The following is a 604-nucleotide window of genomic DNA, read 5'->3' as shown; positions in this document are numbered from 1 at the left end:
TCTGCATATTTCCTTTTTGCCTTTCAGATACAAAATTCTCAATCGAATCCAATCTTTTTATTGTTGTATCAGAAGTATGTTCAACATCTTTGATACGATTGTTAAATCCTATAAGATTGTCGTTGATTTTTTCCAAAGTCTTATTTGTAGTTAATTGGCTTTGGATTAATGTATCGTTACTATCATTTAATCGTGTAACCAGTAATTTTAAATCATTATGCAACGCTATATGCTTGTTATCTACTTCATTAATCTTCCCATCTATATTACGATTCGCTCTTTCCCATTCATGACGTAGTACATATTTAACTTCGTCTGGCATAAATTTCGAAACCTCCGAAAAATGTCAAGACTAAATAGATGCCCGACAATGTAGCAAATTGAATAGGCGATAACCAATTAATTGCGTTGTAAACACTGGCACTTGTGATAATAAAATACATAATGAAGGATATAAAACTTCCAATTGTGATTAGCCAATAACTTTTTTGATTTTGTTTAGGTAGTAGATAGCTTGCACACATTAATAAAATACCTGAAAGTAAAAACAATGCCCCCCAGCTCCATATTGGTAATAGGTTGTGTAATTCTCTATAAAAAGCAG

Annotated in this window: 2 protein-coding genes; both read right to left on the bottom strand. The window is 31.6% G+C overall.

Translation table 11 applies throughout. From position 1 onward, the window contains the following. A partial coding sequence (locus HMPREF3270_RS13935; protein ID WP_070867227.1) for a hypothetical protein occupies positions 1-322 on the bottom strand: 322 nt, incomplete at its 3' end. Next, positions 306-604 (bottom strand): hypothetical protein (locus HMPREF3270_RS14120; protein ID WP_218117695.1); only part of this gene is annotated, 299 nt, incomplete at its 5' end. The genes HMPREF3270_RS14120 and HMPREF3270_RS13935, both read right to left, overlap by 17 nt.

It is taken from the genome of Staphylococcus sp. HMSC65H10, from assembly GCF_001839185.1.
GTDB lineage: Bacteria > Bacillota > Bacilli > Staphylococcales > Staphylococcaceae > Staphylococcus > Staphylococcus simulans.
The sequence above is the reverse complement of the archived record's forward strand: the minus strand, read 5'-3'. Positions and strand labels throughout refer to the sequence as shown.